General features: G+C 72.9%; 17 protein-coding genes. 14 read left to right on the top strand and 3 right to left on the bottom strand.

Annotation, left to right across the window (positions count from 1 at the left end; genetic code table 11):
* The first annotated feature begins 108 nt into the window (after nucleotides 1–108).
* Entirely contained in the window at nucleotides 109–780 is a 672-nt protein-coding gene (locus AC069K_RS29455; protein WP_358832523.1) for a response regulator transcription factor, read from the top strand.
* Nucleotides 781–803: 23 nt separating this feature from the next.
* Here AC069K_RS29455 and AC069K_RS29450 read toward each other — a convergent pair whose 3' ends face one another.
* Nucleotides 804–1,118 (bottom strand): ArsR/SmtB family transcription factor, encoded by a 315-nt coding sequence (locus AC069K_RS29450; protein ID WP_358832496.1) that lies wholly within the window; start codon nucleotides 1,116–1,118, stop codon nucleotides 804–806.
* Between the two features lie 122 nt (nucleotides 1,119–1,240).
* Between AC069K_RS29450 and AC069K_RS29445 the strand changes: the two genes are divergently transcribed.
* Both AC069K_RS29445 and AC069K_RS29440 read left to right on the top strand, forming a co-directional pair.
* On the top strand, nucleotides 1,241–2,215 hold the full coding sequence (locus AC069K_RS29445) for a quinone oxidoreductase family protein (RefSeq protein ID WP_478621439.1): 975 nt from the start codon (nucleotides 1,241–1,243) through the stop codon (nucleotides 2,213–2,215).
* 199 nt (nucleotides 2,216–2,414) lie between these two features.
* Nucleotides 2,415–2,639, top strand: a complete 225-nt coding sequence (locus AC069K_RS29440) for a hypothetical protein (RefSeq protein ID WP_365100148.1) — start codon at nucleotides 2,415–2,417, stop codon at nucleotides 2,637–2,639.
* A gap of 17 nt (nucleotides 2,640–2,656) precedes the next feature.
* Here AC069K_RS29440 and AC069K_RS29435 read toward each other — a convergent pair whose 3' ends face one another.
* Nucleotides 2,657–3,895 carry a threonine aldolase family protein gene (locus tag AC069K_RS29435; protein ID WP_478621436.1) on the bottom strand — a complete coding sequence of 413 codons (1,239 nt, stop codon included), beginning with the start codon at nucleotides 3,893–3,895 and terminating at the stop codon, nucleotides 2,657–2,659.
* Nucleotides 3,896–4,013: 118 nt separating this feature from the next.
* Here AC069K_RS29435 and AC069K_RS29430 point away from each other — a divergent pair, with 118 nt between their 5' ends.
* From AC069K_RS29430 to AC069K_RS29385, 10 genes are all read left to right on the top strand, one after another.
* Complete coding sequence (locus AC069K_RS29430; RefSeq protein ID WP_365100151.1) at nucleotides 4,014–4,913, top strand: Rossmann-like and DUF2520 domain-containing protein; 900 nt, start codon at nucleotides 4,014–4,016, stop codon at nucleotides 4,911–4,913.
* On the top strand, nucleotides 4,910–5,896 hold the full coding sequence (gene panC / locus AC069K_RS29425; RefSeq protein WP_365100153.1) for a pantoate--beta-alanine ligase: 987 nt from the start codon (nucleotides 4,910–4,912) through the stop codon (nucleotides 5,894–5,896). Before AC069K_RS29430 ends, panC begins: the two co-directional genes overlap by 4 nt.
* A complete protein-coding gene (locus tag AC069K_RS29420; protein ID WP_365100154.1) occupies nucleotides 5,893–7,623 on the top strand; it encodes an L-aspartate oxidase in 1,731 nt (576 codons plus the stop codon). Before panC ends, AC069K_RS29420 begins: the two co-directional genes overlap by 4 nt.
* A gap of 2 nt (nucleotides 7,624–7,625) precedes the next feature.
* Complete coding sequence (gene nadC, locus AC069K_RS29415; protein ID WP_478621433.1) at nucleotides 7,626–8,636, top strand: carboxylating nicotinate-nucleotide diphosphorylase; 1,011 nt, start codon at nucleotides 7,626–7,628, stop codon at nucleotides 8,634–8,636.
* 3 nt (nucleotides 8,637–8,639) lie between these two features.
* The gene (locus AC069K_RS29410; RefSeq protein WP_365100157.1) at nucleotides 8,640–9,446 is read left to right on the top strand and encodes a type III pantothenate kinase; all 807 of its coding nucleotides are present in this window, start codon (nucleotides 8,640–8,642) and stop codon (nucleotides 9,444–9,446) included.
* Nucleotides 9,447–10,380: 934 nt separating this feature from the next.
* Nucleotides 10,381–10,959 carry a hypothetical protein gene (locus AC069K_RS29405; protein ID WP_365100158.1) on the top strand — a complete coding sequence of 193 codons (579 nt, stop codon included), beginning with the start codon at nucleotides 10,381–10,383 and terminating at the stop codon, nucleotides 10,957–10,959.
* 14 nt (nucleotides 10,960–10,973) lie between these two features.
* Nucleotides 10,974–11,153: a hypothetical protein gene (locus tag AC069K_RS29400; RefSeq protein ID WP_358832506.1), complete on the top strand. Its 180-nt coding sequence runs from the start codon at nucleotides 10,974–10,976 to the stop codon at nucleotides 11,151–11,153.
* A gap of 185 nt (nucleotides 11,154–11,338) precedes the next feature.
* Nucleotides 11,339–11,893 carry a BlaI/MecI/CopY family transcriptional regulator gene (locus tag AC069K_RS29395; RefSeq protein WP_478621567.1) on the top strand — a complete coding sequence of 185 codons (555 nt, stop codon included), beginning with the start codon at nucleotides 11,339–11,341 and terminating at the stop codon, nucleotides 11,891–11,893.
* Between the two features lie 9 nt (nucleotides 11,894–11,902).
* Nucleotides 11,903–12,424 (top strand): amino-acid N-acetyltransferase, encoded by a 522-nt coding sequence (locus AC069K_RS29390; protein WP_358832508.1) that lies wholly within the window; start codon nucleotides 11,903–11,905, stop codon nucleotides 12,422–12,424.
* 154 nt (nucleotides 12,425–12,578) lie between these two features.
* Nucleotides 12,579–12,914 carry a histone-like nucleoid-structuring protein Lsr2 gene (locus AC069K_RS29385; protein WP_358832509.1) on the top strand — a complete coding sequence of 112 codons (336 nt, stop codon included), beginning with the start codon at nucleotides 12,579–12,581 and terminating at the stop codon, nucleotides 12,912–12,914.
* Here the strand turns inward: AC069K_RS29385 and AC069K_RS29380 are convergent.
* The gene (locus AC069K_RS29380) at nucleotides 12,893–13,594 is read right to left on the bottom strand and encodes an SCO3374 family protein (protein WP_478621429.1); all 702 of its coding nucleotides are present in this window, start codon (nucleotides 13,592–13,594) and stop codon (nucleotides 12,893–12,895) included. The genes AC069K_RS29385 and AC069K_RS29380 overlap by 22 nt on opposite strands.
* Nucleotides 13,595–14,043: 449 nt before the next feature.
* On the opposite strand from AC069K_RS29380, the gene AC069K_RS29375 reads away from it, so the two are divergent.
* On the top strand, nucleotides 14,044–16,569 hold the full coding sequence (locus AC069K_RS29375) for an ATP-dependent Clp protease ATP-binding subunit (protein WP_358832511.1): 2,526 nt from the start codon (nucleotides 14,044–14,046) through the stop codon (nucleotides 16,567–16,569).
* Nucleotides 16,570–16,621 lie beyond the last annotated feature (52 nt).

Genomic DNA, 16,621 nt, shown 5'->3' with positions numbered 1-16,621 from the left:
CCGAGGGGTGCCGTACGCCGAAGAGCCGGTACGCAGGACCGGTACGCAGGATCCGTACGCGACACCCCGTACGCCCAAGACCCGTACGCCGTGATGGAGAGGGACCCGATGACGATCCGAGTCATGCTCGTCGACGACCAGGTGCTGCTGCGCACCGGCTTCCGGATGGTGCTCGCCGCCCAGCCGGACATGGAGGTCGTCGCGGAGGCGGGCGACGGCGCGGAGGCGATCGAGATCCTCCGCGCGACCGCCGTGGACGTGGTGCTGATGGACGTGCGCATGCCACGCCTGGACGGGGTGGAGGCGACGCGCCGGATCTGCGCGGCCGAGACGCCCCCCAAGGTGCTGATCCTGACCACCTTCGACCTGGACGAGTACGCGTTCTCCGGTCTCAAGGCGGGCGCCAGCGGCTTCATGCTGAAGGATGTGCCGCCGGCCGAACTGCTCGGCGCCATCCGCTCGGTGCACAGCGGCGACGCGGTCGTGGCGCCCTCCACCACCCGGCGGCTGCTCGACCGGTTCGCCCCGATGCTGCCCTCGACCGGCAAGGAGAAGGGCCCCGGCGGCGCCATGGACAAGCTGACCGAGCGCGAGCGGGAGGTCATGCTGCTGGTCGCGCAGGGCCTCTCGAATGGCGAGATCGCGGCGCGTCTGGTCCTCTCGGAGGCCACCGTGAAGACCCATGTCGGCCGGATCCTGACGAAGCTGGGGCTGCGGGACCGGGTCCAGGTGGTCGTCCTCGCGTACGAGTCGGGGCTGGTGCGGGCCGGCGGGCTCTGAACCGCCGGCTGGCCCGCCCGCCCTCAGTCGACGTGCAGGACCAGTTCGAGCAGTCCGGGGAAGCGCTGGTCGAACTCCTCGCGGCGCAGCCGGTTGACCCGCTTGGGCCCGTCGTCGCGCTGCTCGACCAGCCCGGCCGCGCGCAGCACCGAGAAGTGGTGGCTCAGCGCCGCCTTGCGCACCGGCACGTCGAAGGAGCCGCAACTGCGCGTCCACTCCTTCGACCCGGCCAGCTCGCGCACGAGCTGGAGGCGGACCGGGTCGCCGAGCGCGTCCAGGGCCGTGATCAGCGGGACCTTGTCGGGGTGGGTGTGTTCGGGTGCCGCGCGATGGGTCATCGGTGTCCTTCCTCCCGGGGCGGAGTCGGCGGTCCGCCCTTGCCCAGTGTTCGACGATCGTCGTACACTCCTGAGTGTTCGACTTTCATTGAACACTTTAGGTGCCGAGGGGGACCCGCGTCATGCGTGCGATTCAGGTCAGCGAGCTGGGTGGTCCGGAAGTGCTGCGGCCGGTGGAGACGGAGGCGCCCCGGCCCGGCCCCGGTGAGGTCGCCGTCGACGTCGTCTGGGCCGGGGTCAACTTCGCCGAGGTGAAGGCCCGTTCGGAGGGGTACCGGGTCACGTCCCTGCCGTTCGTGCCGGGACTGGAGGTCTCCGGGCGCGTACGGGAGCTGGGCGAGGGCGTCGAGGGGTTCGCGGTCGGGCAGGAGGTCGCGGCGATGTCCGGGGGCGGCGGCTACGCGGAGGTCGCCGTCGTCCCCGCCGCCACCGTCTTCCCCGTGCCCGAGGGCGTCGGGCTGCGCGCCGCCGCCACGCTCCCCACCGTCCTGCCGACCGCGCACGCGCTGGTCCACGAGGTGGGGCGGCTGCGGGCCGGCGAGAGCGTCCTGGTCCAGGGCGCGGCGGGCGGCGTCGGCACGGCGGTCGGCCAGATCGCCCGCCTCGCGGGCGCGGGCGCCGTCTACGGCGTGGTCTCCAGCGAGGCCAAGGCCGCGTACGCGCGCGAGCACGGCTACGACGACGTGTTCCTCACCGGCTCCTTCGCCGAGGACGTGCGCCGGGCGACCGGCGGCCGGGGCGTGGACCTGGTCCTCGACCCGGTCGGCGGCGAGACGCTGCGCCGGGGCCTGGAGGCGCTGGCCCTGTTCGGGCGCCTGGTCTCGTACGGGAACGCGGGCGGCGAGGAGCCCTGGCGGGTCGGGCAGCCCGAGCTCTACCCGGGCGCCCGCTCGGTCGCCGGCTTCTCGATCCTGGGCCTGGCGTCCGGCGCCCCGCAGGCCCTGCGCGATCTGGCCACGCGCGCGTTCGCCCTGGCGGCGGACGGACGGGTGCGCCTCCCGGTGACGGCGGAGTTCCCCCTGTCCGAGGCGGCACAGGCCCACCGCCTGATGGAAAGCCGCACGTCCACGGGGAAGCTCCTGCTGCGCGTGGGGTGACCCCGGGGCCGGGGGGTGCGTGGTGCGGCAACCCAGTCAGGGGCCGCGGGGAACTGCGCGACCAGCCACAGACGACCGCAGCCGAAGCACAACCCGCACCCCGGCCCAGCCCCCCACCCCGCCCGCACCGACCCCCCGTCAATTGACGCCCCTGGTCAATCGGCGCGACGGACGGCCGCGAGCGGCGCAGCCTGGATGCATGGACGCCATTCAGCAGCACATGCTCGACACCTACCGCGCCGCCCGCCTCGACCAGGCCCCGCCCCCGCCGCCGGGCACGCACGACGTACGCACCCTGCGCGAACTGCGGGACTACCGGCGCTTCGAGGCGGTCCTCTCCGGCCGCCTCGCCCACGGCCGCCTGCGCGCCGCTCTCGGCCGCCTCCTGCCCTCGCCCCGCCCCCGCACCCCCGCCTGCCGCTGAGAGCGGGCCCCGGGTGCCTAGGCCGCCCCGGGAGCCAGCCTCCGTACGAACTCGGCCGCCGCGTCCCGTATGTCCTCCACCGACCACGCGAGGCCCGGCTTCGTCACCGTCAGTTCGGTGTAGGCGACACCGGGCGGCCCGGCGGGCGCCGGGAACCAGCGGCGGAAGAGCGTCACGCCCGTCTGTTCGGACTGGCCGAGCCCGGCCTCGTCCAGGGCGTCCGCCTCGTACGGGAGCCACACCTGGAACTGGTGGGTGTGCGGCACCCCGGGGTTGATCCGGAACCACGGCACGCCCGCCTTGGCGAAGCCGTCCGCCAGCCCCTCGGCCACCACGCGCGCGTGGGCGACGTACGAGGGGAGTTCCGGCAGCACCCGGTCGAGGCCGACCAGCGCCGACAGGGCCGCCGGATACTGCTGGAAGAGCCGGCCCCCGTACCGGTGGCGCCAGGCGCGGGCCTCGTCGACGAGCGGTTCCGGTCCGACGAGCGCGGCCCCGGACAGGCCCTCCAGCGTCTTGTAGTACGACACGTAGACGCTGTCCGCGAGCCCGGCGATCTCCTCCAGCGGACGGTCGAAGTGCACGGCGCACTCCCACAGCCGCGCGCCGTCGAAGTGCACCACCGCATCGCGCTCCCGGGCCGCCTCGACCACGTCGGTCAGCTCCTGCCAGGTGGGCAGGACGAACCCGGCGTCCCGCAGCGGCAGTTCCAGCATCAGCGTGCCGAACGGCTCCTCGAAGTCCCGGACCTCCTCGGCCGTGGGCAGCCGGGGCGCGGTCGTGGGGTGGACCGTGCGCAGCCCGCTGACCGTGCCGAAGGCGCGCCGTTCGTGCACCTCGGGGTGGGCCAGGGGGTGCAGCGCCACGGTCGCGTTGCCGGTGCGGCCCGCCCAGGCGCGCAACGCGGCCTGCTGGGCCATGGTGCCGGTCGGGAAGAAGGCCGCCGCAGGGAAGCCGAGCAGTCCGGCGGTGCGCCGCTCCAGCTCGGCCACCGGGCCGTCGCCGTAGAAGTCCGGCATCTCGTCGGTGTCGTACACCGCGCGCGCGTCGGCGGCGAGGGCCGTCAGCCGCTCGCCCATGCTGAACTCGCCCGGCATCCGGCACAGGGTCCGCTCCGAGGCGCGCCAGGCGGCGATCCTGCGCGGGCGCGCGTCCTGCTCCGCGCCGTCGCCCGCGCGGGCGGCCTCCGGGCCGTTCCCGCCGGGGCCGTCCCCGATCCGGCCGTGCCGCTCTTCCCCGCCGTGCTGATCTTCCATGGTCCGATCATCACCCACAGCCTGTGGACAGTCACGGGGGTTGGTCGAAACCTGGGCGTAGCATGACGGGGAAATCGTCCGGTACCCCTCGCGGACTGGAACGGAAGGCCCGCACCGCGTGAACGCACAACCAGAGACCCGCCCAGCCCGCCTCACCGTCGGCGTCGTCGGTGCCGGCCGGGTCGGACCCGCACTCGCCGCGTCGCTGAAGCTCGCCGGGCACCGCCCGGTGGCCGTCTCCGGCGTGTCCGACGCCTCGGTGCGCCGCGCCGCCGCCCTGCTCCCCGACGTGCCGCTGGTGCCGCCCGCCGAGGTGCTGGCCGCCGCCGACCTGGTGCTGCTCACCGTCCCCGACGACGCCCTGCCGGGCCTGGTGGAGGGCCTCGCCGAGACCGGCGCCGTCCGCCCCGGCCAGCTCCTCGTGCACACCTCCGGGCGGTACGGGACGGCCGTCCTGGCACCCGCCACGCGCGCGGGGGCGCTCCCGCTGGCCCTGCACCCCGCGATGACGTTCACCGGGACCGGCGTCGACGTCCAGCGCCTGGCCGGCTGCTCCTTCGGCGTCACCGCGCCCGAGGAGCTGCGCCTCGCCGCGGAGGCGCTGGTCATCGAGATGGGCGGCGAGCCCGAGTGGATCGAGGAGCAGAACCGCCCGCTCTACCACGCGGCCCTCGCCCTCGGCGCCAACCACCTGGTCACCCTGGTGGCCCAGTCCATGGAGCTGCTGGGCCTGGCCGGGGTCACCGCCCCCGACCGGATGCTCGGCCCGCTCCTGGGCGCCGCGCTCGACAACGCGCTGCGCTCCGGCGACGCGGCCCTGACCGGCCCCGTCGCGCGCGGCGACGCGGGCACGGTCGCGGCGCACGTCGCCGAGCTGCGCAAGCACGCCCCCGGCGCCGTCGCCGGATACCTCGCCATGGCCCGTACGACCGCCGACCGGGCGCTCGCCCACGGCCTGCTGAAGCCCGAGCTCGCCGAGGACCTGCTGGGCGTCCTCGCGGACGGAGAGAACCGATGACCCTTCTGGTCCGCACCGCCGCGGAGCTGGCCGCCCTGGAGCGCACCGGCCGCCGCGCCGTCGTCATGACCATGGGCGCCCTGCACGAGGGGCACGCCACGCTCGTGCGCACCGCGCGCGAGAGCGTCGGCCCCGGCGGCCAGGTCGTCGTCACCGTCTTCGTCAACCCGCTCCAGTTCGGCGCGGGCGAGGACCTCGACCGCTACCCGCGCACCCTGGACGCCGACATCGAGGTGGCCGACCGGGCGGGCGCCGACGCCGTGTTCGCGCCCTCCGTGGACGAGGTCTATCCCGGCGGCGAGCCGCAGGTGCGCGTCACCGCGGGCCCCATGGGCGAGCGCCTCGAAGGCGCCTCCCGCCCGGGCCACTTCGACGGCATGCTCACCGTCGTCGCCAAGCTGCTCCACCTCACCGCCCCCGACCTCGCGCTGTTCGGACAGAAGGACGCCCAGCAGCTGGCGCTCATCCGCCGCATGGCCCGGGACCTGAACTTCCCCGTGGAGATCGCCGGGGTGCCCACCGTGCGCGAGGCGGACGGGCTCGCCCTCTCCAGCCGCAACCGCTACCTCTCGCCGAGGGAGCGCACCACCGCGCTCGCCCTCTCGCGCGCGCTGTTCGCGGCCCGCGACCGGCTGACGGCCGAGCACGCGCTCCACGCGCGCGCCGCCGCCACCCACGCCTCCTCCGGGCGCTCCCTGGCGCTGTCCCGGATCGGCGAGGCCCGCGCGGCCGCCGACGCGTACGCGGTGGAGGCGGCGGGTCCGTCCCCGGCGGTCGTGCGCGCCGCCGCCCAGGGCGTCCTGGACGACGCCGCCAAGGCCGATCCGCCGCTGGCCCTGGACTACCTGGCGCTGGTCGACCCGTCGACGTTCGACGAGGCCGGCGACGGCTTCGCCGGTGAGGCCGTCCTCGCGGTCGCCGCGCGCGTCGGCACCACCCGCCTGATCGACAACATCCCGCTGAACTTCGGAGCCCCCGTATGACCAGGACCACCGCCGACCCGGCCCGGACCGGCATACGGCTGGACGCGCCCGCGCCGGGCTGGGCCATCGACGCGGACGTCGTGGTCGTCGGCTCCGGCGTGGCGGGCCTCACCGCGGCCCTGCGCTGCACCGCCGCCGGGCTCGCCACCGTGGTGGTGACCAAGGCCCGGCTGGACGACGGCTCGACGCGCTGGGCGCAGGGCGGCATCGCCGCGGCCCTCGGCGAGGGCGACACCCCCGAACAGCACCTGGACGACACGCTGGTGGCGGGCGCGGGCCTGTGCGACGAGGCCGCGGTGCGCACCCTGGTCACCGAGGGCCCGGACGCGGTGCGCCGGCTGATCGCCACCGGCGCCCACTTCGACACCGACGACTCCGGCGCCATCTCGCTGACCCGCGAGGGCGGCCACCACCGCCGCCGCATCGCCCACGCGGGCGGCGACGCCACGGGCGCGGAGATCTCGCGCGCGCTGGTCGAGGCCGTCCGCGAGCGCGCGGTGCGCACCATCGAGAACGCGCTCGTCCTGGACCTCCTGCGCGACGAGGACGGCCGCACCGCGGGCATCACCCTGCACGTCATGGGCGAGGGCCAGCACGACGGCGTGGGGGCCGTCCACGCCCCCGCCGTGGTGCTCGCCACCGGCGGCATGGGCCAGGTCTTCTCCGCCACCACCAACCCGGCGGTCTCCACCGGCGACGGGGTCGCCCTGGCGCTGCGCGCCGGCGCCGAGATCTCCGACCTGGAGTTCGTCCAGTTCCACCCCACCGTGCTCTTCCTCGGCGCCGACTCCGAGGGCCAGCAGCCGCTCGTCTCCGAGGCGGTACGGGGCGAGGGCGCCCACCTCGTCGACGCCACCGGCACCCGCTTCATGCTGGGGCAGCACGAACTGGCCGAGCTCGCCCCGCGCGACATCGTCGCCAAGGCGATCACCCGCCAGATGCAGGCCCACGGCACCGAGCACATGTACCTGGACGCGCGGCACTTCGGCGCCCGGATGTGGGAGCAGCGCTTCCCCACCATCCTCGCCGCCTGCCGCGCCCACGGCATCGACCCGGTCACCGAGCCGATCCCGGTCGCCCCGGCCGCCCACTACGCCTCCGGCGGCGTCCGCACCGACCTGCACGGCCGCACCACGGTCCCGGGGCTCTACGCGTGCGGCGAGGTCGCCTGCACCGGCGTCCACGGCGCCAACCGGCTCGCCTCCAACTCCCTCCTCGAAGGCCTGGTGTTCGCCGAGCGCATCGCGGCCGACATCGCCGCGGGCGGCCCCGCGCGCGTGGACAGCGCCGCCCGGGGCGCCGGAGCCGGCGAGGACGCGCCCGTCTGCCCGCTGCTCGCCCCCGAGGCCCGCATCCAGATCCAGCGGATCATGACCCGCGGCGCGGGCGTGCTGCGCTCCGCCGACAGCCTCGCCGAGGCCGCCGCCCGCCTGGAGGCCATCCGGTCCGACGCCGACGGGCCGGACGCGCGCAAGGCCGCCGAGCCGGGCGTGGACGCGTGGGAGACCACCAACCTGCTGCTCGTCGCGCGCGTCCTGGTCGCGGCGGCCGCCGCCCGCGAGGAGACCCGCGGCTGCCACTGGCGCGAGGACCGGCCCGACCGGGACGACGCGGACTGGCGCCGCCACCTCGTCGTCCGGGTGACCCCGGACCGTACGCTCGACGTCCTCCGTACCGATTCCGCAGACTTCCCCCCGACCGTCCTCGACGCCCCCAGGGAGCCGTAACCGTGAGCACCCCCGACGAACACCGTCCCGAGCCGGTGGACGTACCGCTGATCCAGATCGGCGTCCCCGCGAGCGGAGGCGGCTGCGGCGACGACTGCGGCTGCGGCGACGAGGACGTGTACGAGTGCGGCCTGGACCCCACGCTGGCCGCGCTGCTGGCCGAGTCGGGCCTGGACCCCGTCCAGGTCGAGGACATCGCGCACGTCGCCATCGAGGAGGACCTGGACGGCGGCGTGGACGTGACGACCGCGGCGACCGTCCCCGAGGACGCCGTCGCCACCGGCGACTTCACCGCGCGCGAGGCCGGTACGGTCGCCGGTCTGCGGGTCGCCGAGGCGATCCTGTCGATCGTGTGCACCGAGGAGTTCGAGGTCGAGCGGCACGTCGCGGACGGCGACCGGGTCGAGGCGGGCCAGAAGCTGCTCAGCGTCACCACGTGCACCCGCGACCTGCTCACCGGCGAGCGCAGCGCGCTGAACATCCTGTGCCGCCTGTCCGGCATCGCCACCGCCACGCGCGCGTGGGCGGACGCCCTGGACGGCACGCGCGCGAAGGTGCGCGACACCCGCAAGACGACGCCGGGGCTGCGCGCCCTGGAGAAGTACGCGGTGCGCTGCGGCGGCGGCGTCAACCACCGGATGTCGCTGTCCGACGCGGCGCTGGTCAAGGACAACCACGTGGTGGCCGCGGGCGGCGTCGCCCAGGCGTTCAAGGCCGTACGGGAGATGTTCCCGGAGGTGCCGATCGAGGTCGAGGTCGACACGCTCGACCAGGTCGGGGAGGTCCTTCAGGCGGGCGCGGACCTGATCCTGCTGGACAACTTCACCCCCGAGGAGACCGCCCGCGCCGTCGAACTCGTCGCCGGGCGCGCGTTCCTGGAGTCCTCCGGCCGCCTCACCCTGGAGAACGCGGCGGCGTACGCGGCGACGGGCGTCGACTACCTGGCGGTCGGCGCGCTCACCCACTCCGCCCCGATCCTCGACATCGGCCTCGATCTGCGCGAGGCGGAGTAACCGATGCTGCTGACGATCGACGTAGGCAACACGCACACGGTCCTCGGCCTGTTCGACGGCGAGGAGGTCGTCGAGCACTGGCGCATCTCCACCGATCCCCGGCGCACCGCCGACGAGATGGCGGTCCTGCTCAACGGCCTCATGGGCATGCACCCGCTGCTGGGGGCGGAGCTCGGGGACAACATCGAGGGCATCGCGATCTGCTCGACGGTGCCGTCGGTGCTGCACGAGCTGCGTGAGGTCACCCGCCGCTACTACGGCGACGTCCCGGCGGTCCTGGTCGAGCCCGGCATCAAGACCGGGGTGCCGATCCTCATGGACAACCCCAAGGAGGTCGGCGCGGACCGCATCATCAACGCGGTCGCGGCGGTCGAGCTGTACGGGGGCCCGGCGATCGTCGTCGACTTCGGCACGGCGACGACGTTCGACGCGGTCAGCGCGCGCGGGGAGTACGCGGGCGGGGTGATCGCCCCCGGCATCGAGATCTCCGTGGAGGCGCTCGGCGTCAAGGGCGCGCAGCTCCGCAAGATCGAACTGGCCCGGCCGCGTGCGGTGATCGGCAAGAACACGGTCGAGGCGATGCAGGCGGGGATCGTGTACGGGTTCGCCGGGCAGGTCGACGGGGTCGTGACCCGGATGGCCCGCGAGCTGGTGGGTCCCGGGGGCGACCCGTCCGACGTCACGGTGATCGCGACGGGTGGGCTGGCGCCGATGGTGCTGGGGGAGGCGCACGTGATCGACGAACACGAGCCGTGGCTGACGCTGATCGGGCTACGCCTGGTGTACGAACGCAACATCTCCCGCATGTGACCATCCCCCACCCCGCCCGTTCCCCTAAACCCTCCGGGGGCGGGTGGGGGCGAAGGACAAGCATTTCCCCCGGGGCTCCGGCCCCCGGCCCCCCTGGCGGGGCTACCGCCCCTGCACCCCGGCTGGCCGGGGCTGCGCCCCGGGCCCCCGGAAGGCCGGCCGGGACTCCGACCGCGGACCGTGCTGGCTTGCTCGCGCAGTTCCCCGCGCCCCTGAACACCGCGGGGCTGCGCCCCAGCGCCCCGGGCCCCGGTCTTCCGTCCGCGGACCGGTGGTGGGCTGGTCGCGCAGTTCCCCGCGCCCCTGAGGGGTCCGGCCGAACCCGGAACAGCCAGCGCGGCCACGGGTTTTCAGGGCCGTGGGGGCTGTAACAGGACGCGACTCCACCGCGCGGACGCGCCCACCCACCCGATCGCCCCGCAGGGGCGCACAAAGGGGCGCGGGGAACTGCGCGAGCAACCGGCCACCGGCCGGCAGCCGAAGTCCGGGCCCTGAAGCGGCGCGGGGAACTGCGCGAGCAACCGGCCACCGGCCGGCAGCCGGAGTCCGGGCCCTGAAGGGGCGCGGGGAACTGCGCGAGCAACCGGCCACCGGCCGGCAGCCGGAGTCCGGGCCCTGAAGGGGCGCGGGGACCTGCGCGAGCAACCGGCCACCGGCCGGCAGCCGGAGTCCGGGCCCTGAAGGGGCGCGGGGACCTGCGCGACCAGTCGGCCACCGGCCCGCGGGCGAAGTTCCCGCCTTCGAGGGGCGCGGGGAACTGCGCAGCCCGGCCCCCGCCCCACCCGCAGGGAACCCCCGGCCGCCCGCCCGAGGGCTTTCGGGAAGGGGTGGGGTGGGGAAAAGGCAACTCGCCCACAAACCCCCATTAAACAGATTTTGTCCCTTTCCGAAGTATTGTCGGTTCATGCCCACGCCTTACGGATCCCGCGGCGGAATGGCGTTCAGCGCAGACGAGCTGCGTGTGCTCCGACGCGCCCTCGCCGTCGCCCTCCACCCTGCCCCCCTAGCGGACGCGGACGTCCTGGACTGCCTGCGGCTGGCCGGCTCCGTGGACGAGGCCGTACGCGAGGCGAACCGGTTGCGCGCCTTTCTGCTGGCCGACCTCGCCCGCTACCGCACCGCCCTGCCCGGCTCCGCCCCCGGCTATCTGGAGCTGCTCCAGGACGCCCTGGCGGCCGGCTACGACCCCACGCCGGACGACCTCGCCGCCCTGCGCGCGCTGCGCTCCCTGCCGGTGGCGGCGGCGCTGCTCGAACGGTGCCGACGGCTCGCCGAGCACTCCGTACGGGCGCGGCTCGCCGCCGTCACCCCCGGACCCCGCACTCGGCTCCTCGCCCTGCCGGGCGGCCGCGCCGCCGGGCCGGACCCGAAGTCGCGGCCGGCCCCCGCGTCGGAGCCCGCACGGCCGCAGCCCAAGGCGCCGCGCCCGGACCGGCCCATCCCCACGCCCGGTGAGGTGTTCCCGCCACGCCGCAAGCCGCTGCCCCCGCCCGCCGCACGCGCCGCCGGGTAGCTACCCTGGACGCCATGGACTACGTTTCCGCGCTCGTTCCCCCCGTGGTGATGGCCGTCTTCTTCATCGGGCTCATCGTGACGATCGTCAAGAGCCAGGGCGGCCCCAACAAGGGCAAGGAGGACGCGGCCGTGGACGCCGCGATCGCCCGCGCCGAGGCAGCCCGCCAGCGCCCGACCACCGGCCAGGTCTGACGGCGCCCCAGGCGGCACCCTGCCCCGCGACCTACGGCGCGCTTCACACGTCAAGGGCGCGCGACCCCCTATCGGGGGCGCGCGCCCTTTTTGCTGTTCACCACCGTAAATAACCAGCCATTCGTGACATCTCCCACTATGGTGCAGATGTGCCTCGCCAATTGGGAGAGCTGGAAGACGCCGTCATGACGCGCGTCTGGCAGTGGAACCGTCCGGTGACCGTCCGGGAAGTCCTGGAAGACCTTCAGCAGGAACGGTCCATCGCGTACACGACCGTGATGACCGTAATGGACAATCTCCATCAGAAGGGCTGGGTGCGCCGCGAAGTCGACGGCCGTGCCTATCGATATACCGCGGTCTCCACCCGGGCCGCCTACGCGGCCGCACTGATGAACGAAGCGTGGTCGCAGAGCGACAACCCCGCCGCCGCACTGGTCGCCTTCTTCGGCATGATGTCCCCCGAGCAGCGCGAGTCTCTGCGTGATGCTGTTCGGATGGTCGGACCGCCCGAGGAGTACTCGGATCCCGCCGATCCTGCCGATCCCGCCGTTCCCGCCGAACCGCCCGCGCCCCGGGAAGAGCACCCGGAAGGCGGAAGCGAAGAGGCACCGGAAGACGGCCGCGAAGGCCCGCGGGAAGGCCGCCGCCAAGACCGCCGGGAAGACCGCCCGGAACAGGGTCCGCGAGAGGGTCCGCGAGCCGCGGAACCCGATGGGGCCGCGGGCGGCGCGGGGCGATAGCGTCCGGTCATGTCTTATGCCCCCGCAAATGCCGTGACCGTCCGCCGGGCCAGGACCAGCGATGTCGCGGCCGTCCGCCGCCTTCTCGACGCGTACGTGGGCGCGGGCATCCTGCTCGACAAAGCGACCGTGACGCTTTACGAGGACATCCAGGAGTTCTGGGTCGCGGAACGCGACTCGGATGCCCGGGTGGTCGGCTGCGGCGCGCTGCACGTGATGTGGGAAGACCTGGCCGAAGTGCGCACTCTCGCGGTCGACCGCGAGTTCAAGGGCGGCGGAGTCGGGCATCTGGTACTCGACAAGCTGCTCCAGACCGCCCGCTGGCTCGGGGTCCGCCGGGTTTTCTGCCTCACCTTCGAAGTGGAGTTCTTCGCGAAGCACGGCTTCACCGAGATCGGGGAGACTCCGGTCGACACAGATGTCTACAGCGAGCTGTTGCGCTCGTATGACGAGGGTGTCGCCGAGTTCCTCGGTCTCGAACGAGTGAAGCCGAACACCTTGGGCAACAGCCGGATGCTTCTGCACCTGTGATCGCGGGAACCCGGTGGAAGCCGGGAGAACCCTATGTCCGAATCGCGCACGTTTCCCGCTGTGCAAGCCCCCTGAACCTCTGCCGGGGGTTTGTGTTTTCCAGGCAAAAGCGGTTTCCTTTCCGCGTACTGCATTTTCGATGAAAGGAAATCCGGTGGCACAGAAGGTTCAGGTCCTTCTTGTCGATGACCTCGACGGCGGCGAGGCGGACGAGACCGTGACGTTCGCTCTCGACGGCAAGACCTACGAGATCGACCTCACCACCGCCAACGCGGACAAGCTCCGGGGTCTGCTCGACCCGTACACCAAGAGCGGACGGCGCACCGGTGGCCGTGCCGCCGGCGGCCGGGGCAAGGCCCGCGGTGCCGCTCCCGCGGGTCAGGACACCGCCCAGATCCGCAAGTGGGCCAAGGAGCAGGGCTACAACGTGAACGACCGCGGACGCGTCCCGGCCGACATTCGCGAGGCCTACGAGAAGGCGAACGGCTGAGTTCCCGCGTCACCCGATGTTCCCGCGTCACCCGGCCACTTCGCCTCGGCCCGGTACGGGGCGGGTGCGGAGCCGGTCACGGAGTGCGCGGGGAACAGGCGGGCCCGGTGGCATGCCGTCGCCGCCGCGTCCACCAGCCGGACGAGGTCGGGGGTGTCCGCACCGCCCCCGCCGCCCCTCGGTCCGGCGAGTCCGGCGAACGCCGGAAGGGTCGCTTCGACCTCGCACCCCGGCTCGGGAGGCCGCAGCCACACGGCGGTCTCCCGCGAGCCGTCCCGGGCGGCCGGCACGCTCCGGCCGGGCGGTGGGGGAGCGGTGATCCGGCCGCCGGCGCCGACGGCCGACAGGTCGAGGCCGACTCCGCCCCACTCCAGCCAGTCGAGCAGCCCCGGCAGTTCCTCGGCGCTGCCCGCGGCCACCAGGAACCGCATCCGGCGCCCCGCCAGGGCGACCGGGCCGGTCCGTGCGAACCGCGCCAGCAGGGCGGCACCCGCGGCCGCCGGGACGTCCAGCACGTCGAAGCGCAGCCCCGTCAGGAGCCGCACCGGCGGTCCCGCCACGACGGCCCAGCCGAGCTCGCGCTCGTACCACTGGGCGGCCGGGAGCCCCAGGGGGGCGCGCGGCGGGGGCACCTGCCCGGTCGGGGCCGAGAGCTCGGGGGAGGGCACGGTGAGGGCCATGACCGGAGAACTCCTGAAACGGCCCAGGGTTACGCACGGTTTCCGGACGAATGCGTTCCGTAGGCGGTACGGGGGCGCGCGGAGGCATGCGGCGGCGCAAGTGTGTTCGCCCGTAGCTGAGGGAACCGGGGCGCGCCGCATGGACTGTCAGTCCCTACGGGTAAGACATTCCTAGTGGGGAGGGGCGTGGAGCCCGCAGGGCCGTCTCGCGTTCGCCATCGGCGTAGTGGAGACATGGGTATCTGCTTGGCCTGCGGGAACATCGTCTCGCACCATCGAGTTGGAGCAGTTGTCGGCTGTTCGGCAGCAACTTTCCCCGCCTGGGCGGGGGTGATCGGGTCGGATGTCGGCAGTTGGAATGAGCTGTCCCGTCCCACGGGACTAGCATGCGGAAGGACAGGGAGGGGACCGACCCCTTACTGCCCGACCGCTCTGAGGAGCGATTAACGATGTTCGAGAGGTTCACCGACCGCGCGCGGCGGGTTGTCGTCCTGGCTCAGGAAGAAGCCCGGATGCTCAACCACAACTACATCGGCACCGAGCACATTCTCCTGGGCCTGATCCACGAGGGTGAGGGTGTCGCCGCTAAGGCCCTGGAGAGCCTCGGGATTTCTCTTGAGGCGGTCCGTCAGCAGGTGGAGGAGATCATCGGTCAGGGCCAGCAGGCCCCGTCCGGTCACATCCCCTTCACCCCGCGTGCCAAGAAGGTCCTGGAGCTGTCGCTCCGCGAGGCCCTCCAGCTCGGCCACAACTACATCGGCACCGAGCACATCCTGCTCGGCCTGATCCGCGAGGGCGAGGGCGTCGCCGCCCAGGTCCTCGTGAAGCTGGGCGCCGATCTCAACCGGGTGCGGCAGCAGGTCATCCAGCTGCTCTCCGGCTACCAGGGCAAGGAAGCCGCCACCGCGGGCGGCCCGGCCGAGGGCACGCCTTCGACCTCCCTCGTCCTCGACCAGTTCGGCCGGAACCTCACCCAGGCCGCTCGTGAGTCCAAGCTCGACCCGGTCATCGGGCGCGAGAAGGAGATCGAGCGGGTCATGCAGGTGCTGTCCCGCCGTACCAAGAACAACCCGGTGCTCATCGGCGAGCCCGGCGTCGGCAAGACCGCCGTCGTCGAGGGCCTGGCGCAGGCCATCGTCAAGGGCGAGGTGCCCGAGACCCTCAAGGACAAGCACCTCTACACCCTGGACCTGGGCGCGCTGGTCGCCGGCTCGCGCTACCGCGGTGACTTCGAGGAGCGCCTGAAGAAGGTCCTCAAGGAGATCCGCACCCGCGGCGACATCATCCTGTTCATCGACGAGCTCCACACCCTCGTGGGTGCGGGCGCCGCCGAGGGTGCCATCGACGCCGCGTCGATCCTGAAGCCGATGCTGGCCCGCGGTGAGCTCCAGACCATCGGTGCCACCACGCTCGACGAGTACCGCAAGCACCTGGAGAAGGACGCCGCCCTGGAGCGCCGCTTCCAGCCCATCCAGGTCGCCGAGCCGTCGCTGCCGCACACCATCGAGATCCTCAAGGGTCTGCGCGACCGGTACGAGGCGCACCACCGCGTGTCCATCACGGACGAGGCGCTGGTCCAGGCCGCCACCCTGGCCGACCGGTACATCTCGGACCGCTTCCTGCCGGACAAGGCGATCGACCTGATCGACGAGGCCGGCTCCCGGATGCGCATCCGCCGGATGACCGCGCCGCCGGACCTCCGCGAGTTCGACGAGAAGATCGCGGGCGTGCGCCGCGACAAGGAGTCGGCCATCGACTCCCAGGACTTCGAGAAGGCGGCCTCTCTCCGCGACAAGGAGAAGCAGCTGCTCGCCGCGAAGGCCAAGCGCGAGAAGGAGTGGAAGGCCGGCGACATGGACGTCGTCGCCGAGGTCGACGGCGAGCTCATCGCCGAGGTCCTCGCGACCGCGACCGGCATTCCCGTCTTCAAGCTGACGGAGGAGGAGTCCTCCCGTCTGCTGCGCATGGAGGACGAGCTGCACAAGCGCGTCATCGGCCAGAAGGACGCCATCAAGGCGCTCTCCCAGGCGATCCGGCGCACCCGTGCGGGTCTGAAGGACCCCAAGCGCCCCGGTGGCTCGTTCATCTTCGCCGGTCCGTCCGGTGTCGGTAAGACCGAGCTCTCCAAGACGCTCGCCGAATTCCTCTTCGGCGACGAGGACGCGCTGATCTCCCTCGACATGTCGGAGTTCAGCGAGAAGCACACGGTCTCGCGTCTCTTCGGCTCCCCGCCCGGATACGTGGGTTACGAAGAGGGCGGCCAGCTGACCGAGAAGGTCCGCCGCAAGCCCTTCTCCGTCGTCCTCTTCGACGAGGTCGAAAAGGCCCACCCGGACATCTTCAATTCCCTGCTCCAGATCCTGGAAGACGGTCGTCTGACCGACTCCCAGGGCCGGGTCGTCGACTTCAAGAACACGGTCATCATCATGACCACGAACCTCGGCACCCGGGACATCTCCAAGGGCTTCAACCTGGGCTTCGCCGCCCAGGGCGATGTGAAGACCGGCTACGAGCGGATGAAGGCCAAGGTCAACGAGGAGCTGAAGCAGCACTTCCGCCCCGAGTTCCTCAACCGTGTCGACGACACGGTGGTCTTCCACCAGCTCACCGAGGAAGACATCATCCAGATCGTCGACCTCATGGTCGCCAAGGTGGACGAGCGTCTGAAGGACCGCGACATGGGCATCGAGCTCAGCGCGGACGCGAAGTCGCTCCTGGCGAAGAAGGGCTACGACCCGATCATGGGCGCCCGGCCGCTGCGCCGGACGATCCAGCGCGAGATCGAGGACATCCTCTCCGAGAAGATCCTCTTCGGTGAGCTGCGCCCCGGTCACATCGTGGTCGTCGACACCGAGGGCGAGGGCGAGGCGAAGAGCTTCACCTTCCGCGGCGAGGAGAAGTCGGCACTGCCCGACGTCCCCCCGATCGAGCAGGCGGCCGGCGGCGCCGGTCCGAACCTGAGCAAGGAGGCGTAGCCTCCAGGGGCTCGTCCCGAGGGGCTGCCCCGGCTGTACGGACGCGATGTCG

The sequence above is a fragment of the Streptomyces sp. NPDC043908 genome, from assembly GCF_056435525.1.
Note: the sequence above shows the minus strand (reverse complement) of the source record. Positions and strands in the feature narration are given on the sequence as shown.

Excerpts from the sequence above, each read along its gene's own strand:
- AC069K_RS29435 (WP_478621436.1), bottom strand. The coding sequence starts at position 3,895 with ATGGAAGATCAGCACGGCGGGGAAGAGCGGCACGGCCGGATCGGGGAC.
- AC069K_RS29375 (WP_358832511.1), top strand. The coding sequence starts at position 14,044 with ATGTTCGAGAGGTTCACCGACCGCGCGCGGCGGGTTGTCGTCCTGGCT.
- AC069K_RS29390 (WP_358832508.1), top strand. The coding sequence starts at position 11,903 with ATGTCTTATGCCCCCGCAAATGCCGTGACCGTCCGCCGGGCCAGGACC.
- AC069K_RS29380 (WP_478621429.1), bottom strand. The coding sequence starts at position 13,594 with ATGGCCCTCACCGTGCCCTCCCCCGAGCTCTCGGCCCCGACCGGGCAG.
- AC069K_RS29400 (WP_358832506.1), top strand. The coding sequence starts at position 10,974 with ATGGACTACGTTTCCGCGCTCGTTCCCCCCGTGGTGATGGCCGTCTTC.
- AC069K_RS29440 (WP_365100148.1), top strand. The coding sequence starts at position 2,415 with ATGGACGCCATTCAGCAGCACATGCTCGACACCTACCGCGCCGCCCGC.
- AC069K_RS29445 (WP_478621439.1), top strand. The coding sequence starts at position 1,241 with ATGCGTGCGATTCAGGTCAGCGAGCTGGGTGGTCCGGAAGTGCTGCGG.
- panC (WP_365100153.1), top strand. The coding sequence starts at position 4,910 with ATGACCCTTCTGGTCCGCACCGCCGCGGAGCTGGCCGCCCTGGAGCGC.
- AC069K_RS29450 (WP_358832496.1), bottom strand. The coding sequence starts at position 1,118 with ATGACCCATCGCGCGGCACCCGAACACACCCACCCCGACAAGGTCCCG.
- AC069K_RS29420 (WP_365100154.1), top strand. The coding sequence starts at position 5,893 with ATGACCAGGACCACCGCCGACCCGGCCCGGACCGGCATACGGCTGGAC.
- AC069K_RS29410 (WP_365100157.1), top strand. The coding sequence starts at position 8,640 with ATGCTGCTGACGATCGACGTAGGCAACACGCACACGGTCCTCGGCCTG.
- AC069K_RS29455 (WP_358832523.1), top strand. The coding sequence starts at position 109 with ATGACGATCCGAGTCATGCTCGTCGACGACCAGGTGCTGCTGCGCACC.
- AC069K_RS29405 (WP_365100158.1), top strand. The coding sequence starts at position 10,381 with ATGGCGTTCAGCGCAGACGAGCTGCGTGTGCTCCGACGCGCCCTCGCC.
- AC069K_RS29395 (WP_478621567.1), top strand. The coding sequence starts at position 11,339 with ATGACGCGCGTCTGGCAGTGGAACCGTCCGGTGACCGTCCGGGAAGTC.